This window comes from Criibacterium bergeronii, assembly GCF_001693775.2.
Classification (GTDB): Bacteria; Bacillota; Clostridia; order Peptostreptococcales; family Filifactoraceae; genus Peptoanaerobacter; species Peptoanaerobacter bergeronii.
The window spans coordinates 1-4,719 of the sequence record NZ_MBEW02000049.1; the positions used below are offsets into that span (position 1 = coordinate 1).

The window sequence follows — 4,719 nt, forward strand, 5'->3', positions numbered from 1 at the left end:
AGATAATATCAAATGGTCCAAATTTATTTGAAACCTCTGTCAAAAAGCTTGAATCAGCCTGAGAACCTATACAGATATGAACATTATCTTTTTCGTATGACTTGCATCTTTCATCGATATCTACCCCGACTATTTGTGCATTTGTACCAAAAAAATCCTGCCACATCTGCATAGAACCGCCTTTAAACACTCCAATCTCAAGCATTTTCACATCAGTTCCAACATACTTACCGAAATACTGTTGATATATTTCGAAATAATGCCACCATTTATTCATAACATTATGTTTATGTTTAAAATAGAATTCTTCCATTTTGTTAGATGTTATCACATGATTTGGAATCATCTTATCTATTAAATAAACTCTTTCTTTATCGCAATCAATATCTAATGTTCCTAGATTGCTCTCATCGGGTATAAATAAATCTCCGCAACCTATAATCTTTTCCTCAGGAATCTTATAATCTTCAATTAACTGCTTTTTTATAATATCACTTTCCTTTGGGGTAACAACAATATAATCGAATTCAAGCTGTGATATTTTGTCAGGAGATTCAATAATATAATCAAATTCATTTATTTTTTTCCCCCACTTGCTTTTATTATTGTCTATAATTTTGATAATGTCGACTTTTTTACATATAGGATTTTTTTGCAAAAAAGAAATTGCATTTGTCCCTGCTCCAAATAAAATTATTTTCATACTCTTTTCCTTTAATCTAATATTAATATGTTTATTTCATTTGATTATGATTTAAAAAATCTTTTATCTGATTCTCAACGACTTTGTTAATCGCATCAGGCGAATCGTCTACAAGCCATATTTTTGTCCATTCGACCGTTTGCTTGATAGCCTCATCAATATCCCAAATTGGAGAATATCCAAATTGAGCATGAATCAAGCTGGTATCCAAACGCAAAAAATTTGCTTCATGAGGTCCATGATCTGTATCATTTACCTCATACTTAAAATCACTTCCATAGTATTTTGCAAAAAGTTTTACTAATTCAATTGTATGGACACAATCACTTGTACTCGGCCCAATGTTATAGAACCCTTGTTTTGCCTTATCATCCATCTGTAGGATAGCGATTGTCAGATAAACAATCAATGGATCTAACACATGTTGGTATGGTCTTATTGAGTATGGATTTCTTAAACTAACAATATCTCTGTTTTTAACTGCTCTAACACAGTCAGGTATAATGCGATTGTCCGCAAAATCTCCACCACCAATTACATTTCCGGCCCGCGCTGTTGATGCTGAAACGTTCATTTCATTAAAAAAACTGTTTTTATAACTATGAGTTACTAATTCAGAACATGATTTAGAGTTAGAGTAAGGATCAAAACCATCTAAAGAATCGTCTTCACGATATCCCCAAACCCATTCATTATTTTTATATACTTTGTCAGTAGTTATATTCAAAAAAGATTTGACACAAGCGTGATTTCTAATACATTCGCAGACATTCACTGTACCCATTACATTTGTTTCATAAGTTGCTCTAGGTTCTTTATATGAGGTTCTAACTATAGGTTGTGCTGCTAGATGGAATACAATTTCAGGATTATAAGCTTTAAATGTTTTACTTAATCTTTCAAAATCTCTTATGTCTCCAATAATTGATACTATTTGTTTGTCTAATTCTAACATTTCATATAATGATGGTTTTGTGGGAGGCTCTAAAGAATAACCTATTACATTTGCTCCTAAAATAAGCAGGAACTTGCTAAGCCACGCTCCTTTAAATCCTGTATGCCCTGTAACTAAAACCGTTTTATTTTTGTATTTTTCTAAAATATCTAACATAATCATCCTTGTATTATTAAATTCGTATCAATCTTCCCATATTTTCCATGGTGCATTCCCACTTTCCCATATACTTTCTAATTTCTTTTTTTCACTAAGTGTATCCATGCATTGCCAAAATCCTTTATGCACATAACCATTCAACTGTTTTTTTTCAATAAGGCGTTGCATAGGTTCCTTTTCCAATATTGTTGAATCATCATCAATAAATTCAAAGAAACTAGGTTCCAAAATCATATAACCAATATTTATTAATTCTCCATCAAAATCAGATTTTTCACGAAAAGCTGTTATTTCACCATCGTTAGAAATATCGACTACGCCCTTATTTTGTCCATAATTGTACAAACAAATGGTTGCTTTCTTCCCGCTTTTTTCATGATGCTCTATAAGCTCTCTAAGGTTTACATCACTTACAGCATCTCCATAAGTTACAATAAACCTTTCGCCGTTCACATAATCTTTCACTCTCTTAATGCGGCCACCAGTCAGTGTGTTCATTCCGGTATCTACAACAGTGACCTTCCATGGCTCGGTATGTTTCGTGTGTATCTTAATCATTTTTTCTGATGTAAAATCGAAAGTAATATCTGATGTATACAAAAAATAATTTGAAAACCATTCCTTGATTATATGCTGTTTATATCCGGCAAGTATGATAAACTCGTTGATTCCATAAACTGAGCATTGTTTCATTATATGCCATAAAATAGGCATTTCTCCAATTTCTATCATTGGTTTTGGTTTCAAGTGGGATTCCTCTGATATTCGAGTACCATAACCTCCGGCTAAAATTAGCATTTTCATAAGAAATCTACTCCCTTCAACAGGTCTTAACTTTTCAACATAAAAATTTTTTTAAAAAAATAATTGCCATCAAATACATTTAGTTTAATTTATAATTAGAGAAAGAAAAATACAATATTCAACTCAAAAACATTAAAATTAAATTAGAAACACCAAATATTTTGTACTAAAATCAAATACTCAAACAGCAGCATAAAATATCTTTTGTAATGGTTATATTCGTTTGTAAATTTTATATATCCATAAACGTTATTAAAAAACGTCAATTTAATTATATACAAGATTTGCGTTTTGTATCATAACAACCTTTGATGTGGCTTGATATAAATTTACAACGCTACTCATATCTCCATAATAAGCATCACTAAATGCAACGGCCCTATCTAAATCTGTAGAATCATCATAAATTCCCCATCCTTCTTGGATATATTTTTCTTTTGCCTTGATATAACTTTGTAATAGCTGAGGTCGCATAGACTTTATAGTATTTTCTATAAGTGGATGCGGTCTCCATAGCAAAACTATATTTTCAGTATTTTCTTTAAATACTCTAAATGAGTCCTCTATTTTTTCAATCCATTTTTCGTTTTCTTTGAGCAATGTGGCAATTGAAGTATTGTATAGTACTATTTTCTTATAACTTCCGTCTGCCTTTACAATTATTCTTTTCCACTCAATTGGAATATCCAAGTCTTCTTTTCTTGTTCTCAATATTTTATCTATCTTTGGAGAACCTATACCTTTAAATTTATTTTCTAAGTATTTTCTATCTATATAACGCCCGGTAAGTCCTTCGTGCTTGGCAGCTTTTATAAATTCATTTATATAAATCTGCTTCATCTTATCTGATTGTAAAATTACTTCATCCGAATATATAACAGCTGGAGTCCAAATAAAATGCTTCATTTCATCAATTGACGACTGGTCATCTGGATTAATTTCTTGCAAAATAAAATAAGGGCTATAAACTAATTTATGTGTATATTTTATTAGGTTCTCAGCATAAAATCTAGGATCAACGCTTGTTACATAGTTCCATCCATCATAAGGGTTATGTATGTAGATTTCGTCAGGGTTTCTGCTTTCGAATTTATATGTTCTATAATCTATTACTTCTATATTCTTTGGATAATCCAATCCTTCGTAATGAAACTCTCCAAATGTACCATCGTTATTTTTGTCGTAATAAGGTATTGGTATACAGTAGACTTCATTGTTTGGGTCTTTTTTTAAATCTAAATACAATGTTTCCAAGCTATCCCACATTGATGCCTTGTATGGGAAAAACGCTATTTCTTTTTTAAGTGTCACATCATTTTTTAGGCTTTGTTCAATATTCTTGAGTGAGTCATCCAATATTTTCTTAGCAGACTTTGCATCAAGCAATTTATTTTGTAGTTTTTCTAGCGTAAAAAAGAGAACGTCATTATATTCGGATATGTGGCCTAATGTACTACACTTTTCATTTTCTAGAGATGATATATTTTCATATATAGCTGATGCCACATCTTGCAAATCTGCCATGGTATTTTGAACTATAGAAAAATCATTTTTATCTAATGCTTTTTTTATACCTTTATGAGCTTCAAACATATTTGAAATTATATCCAGTATTTTATCTAAATGAAGTTTTCTCATGAGTTCCTCGATTTCGTTAGTAAAATTTATTTAATTAATTAAAAAACCATATTTGATAAATAAATGTGATTTTGTTCATTTTATATTATATTCTTTTTAAAAACACACATTTATATTATCGGTTATAATAATTATTGTTTAATATTAAATTTATAGATACTATTATATTGTTAAATATTTTTGGAGCTTGTCATTTTTGTTTTCAACATAAATCATTATAATTAGCACTAATTTCTTACTTATTTATTATACATCATTTAATAAAGGTTGTCAGTAATGTTTTTATGATTTGGCGTTGTAAATTCTTTAATGCAATTTGCTAAAGTAAATGCAACATTTATTTTTAGGTGGCGTTGCATTTACTTTGGCAAATTACAATATTATAAAAATAATTCAAAAAAACAAAAAAAAATTATTGACATCCTAAACCAAAAATGATAATATAATAAAGCTCAAAAGA

Annotated in this window: 4 protein-coding genes; all 4 read right to left on the reverse strand. The window is 29.8% G+C overall.

Going from position 1 to position 4,719, the window contains the following annotated elements:
- On the reverse strand, nucleotides 1-703 hold a 703-nt coding region (locus BBG48_RS10445), incomplete at its 3' end, for a hypothetical protein (protein WP_330410385.1).
- A 31-nt stretch (nucleotides 704-734) separates the two neighbouring features.
- Nucleotides 735-1,814, reverse strand: coding sequence for a CDP-glucose 4,6-dehydratase (rfbG, locus tag BBG48_RS10450; protein WP_068912895.1), 1,080 nt, complete (start codon nucleotides 1,812-1,814; stop codon nucleotides 735-737).
- A 27-nt stretch (nucleotides 1,815-1,841) separates the two neighbouring features.
- The gene (rfbF, locus tag BBG48_RS10455) at nucleotides 1,842-2,621 is read right to left on the reverse strand and encodes a glucose-1-phosphate cytidylyltransferase (RefSeq protein ID WP_068912897.1); all 780 of its coding nucleotides are present in this window, start codon (nucleotides 2,619-2,621) and stop codon (nucleotides 1,842-1,844) included.
- Nucleotides 2,622-2,888: 267 nt separating this feature from the next.
- Nucleotides 2,889-4,259 (reverse strand): hypothetical protein, encoded by a 1,371-nt coding sequence (locus BBG48_RS10460; protein WP_068912898.1) that lies wholly within the window; start codon nucleotides 4,257-4,259, stop codon nucleotides 2,889-2,891.
- Nucleotides 4,260-4,719 lie beyond the last annotated feature (460 nt).

Coding starts and splice junctions, on each gene's coding strand:
- BBG48_RS10460 (WP_068912898.1), bottom strand. CDS start 4,259: ATGAGAAAACTTCATTTAGATAAAATACTGGATATAATTTCAAATATG.
- rfbF (WP_068912897.1), bottom strand. CDS start 2,621: ATGAAAATGCTAATTTTAGCCGGAGGTTATGGTACTCGAATATCAGAG.
- rfbG (WP_068912895.1), bottom strand. CDS start 1,814: ATGTTAGATATTTTAGAAAAATACAAAAATAAAACGGTTTTAGTTACA.